This is a genomic window from Rhizobium ecuadorense (assembly GCF_001187535.1).
Taxonomy (GTDB): Bacteria; Pseudomonadota; Alphaproteobacteria; order Rhizobiales; family Rhizobiaceae; genus Rhizobium; species Rhizobium ecuadorense.
Genome location: NZ_LFIO01000783.1, coordinates 1 through 1,058, shown reverse-complemented (window position 1 = coordinate 1,058; position 1,058 = coordinate 1). Strand labels below are relative to the sequence as shown.

Genomic DNA, 1,058 nt, shown 5'->3' with positions numbered 1-1,058 from the left:
CAATGCCCGACATTTGCGAGAAATGTCGACGGTTGCGCTGGGGACAAGGGAATTAGCATGTAATTCAACCGCGCTCAGGATCGTCCTGTGTCGGATCGTATTGAGCCTGCGGGGTGGAAAGTGGCGTTGCGGTCCTCGCCGCAAGTGCCTCCGTCAGCTGCGCACTGGTGCTTACCTTGACGGTCAGCTTGCGCGAGACATTGCGTGCAATTGCAGTGCCTTCTTTGCACCGGCCGCCATTGATTAGAACCGCCGCATCCGCGGATCAGGCATGGGACACGAACGGCACGATCTGTGGCGATCCAATCGCGGGGCATCTGCCTTGGCAACCGGATAAGTTCATCGCCGAGGGCGACGAGACAGCGATCGCCACTTCGCGCTTTTAAAAAAGTCCTATTGAAAGAAGCGACGAACTAGCCACCATCGCAGCGCTAACTTTGTGGATGGAATGCCACACGAAGTAACTACGTTCGTTCGTTTGCGCAGACGACGAGCAGCAGGAGACAACAAACGATCTGAAGGTAACAGCGTTGACTTGTTCGCGAGATCACGCAGTAACCTTGTCTGCCGCGACATGGGTCTGACAGTTCTTCGGGCAGACGCGCGCGCAGGCGCCGCAACCAATGCAGCGGCCGGCCTCATCGACAACCATGATCATACGATTGAGCTCGCCATCGAAGTCTTCCTCCTCGTCGTCGCAGATGCCGAGGATTTCACCCGCTTCACCGACGCCATAGAGGTGCATGACTTCGCGAGAGCAGGCTTTGAAGCATCGGCCACAGCCGATGCAGGTTGTAGCATCGATGCAGGTCAGGTACTCCGGCACCCAGCTGGAGCCGTCGCGCGTGACGAAAGGGCCAGTCATCGTGAATTCTCCAATGCAGCGAGCTCTTCCTTCGCAGCGTTCAACTCGGCGAAGGCGTCGAACGTCTCTCCTGCAATGGTCTTGATTCTAGCCCAATTAATCGGAAGGTCCTCGGCAAGATCGTGCAACTCCATCTTCGCAGCGGCGGCGCGGGACTGCAGCTTGCGGACCTTCTTCAGCTGCTCCACAATGT

At 57.5% G+C, this 1,058-nt stretch carries 3 protein-coding genes; 1 reads left to right on the top strand and 2 read right to left on the bottom strand.

Annotated elements, in window-relative coordinates; translation table 11 throughout:
- Positions 1-176: 176 nt before the first annotated feature.
- Positions 177-386 (top strand): hypothetical protein, encoded by a 210-nt coding sequence (locus AF337_RS40395; RefSeq protein WP_225880317.1) that lies wholly within the window; start codon positions 177-179, stop codon positions 384-386.
- 161 nt (positions 387-547) lie between these two features.
- On the opposite strand, the gene fdxB is transcribed toward AF337_RS40395, so the two are convergent.
- Together fdxB and AF337_RS13925 are read right to left on the bottom strand one after the other, a co-directional pair.
- Positions 548-865, bottom strand: a complete 318-nt coding sequence (fdxB, locus tag AF337_RS13930; protein WP_004677870.1) for a ferredoxin III, nif-specific — start codon at positions 863-865, stop codon at positions 548-550.
- Positions 862-1,056, bottom strand: coding sequence for a CCE_0567 family metalloprotein (locus AF337_RS13925; protein WP_049732509.1), 195 nt, complete (start codon positions 1,054-1,056; stop codon positions 862-864). The genes fdxB and AF337_RS13925 overlap by 4 nt, the downstream gene beginning before the upstream one ends.
- Positions 1,057-1,058: the final 2 nt, after the last annotated feature.

Bases quoted from the DNA above. Each gene is read 5' to 3' on its own strand.
- fdxB (WP_004677870.1), bottom strand. From the start codon at position 865: ATGACTGGCCCTTTCGTCACGCGCGACGGCTCCAGCTGGGTGCCGGAG.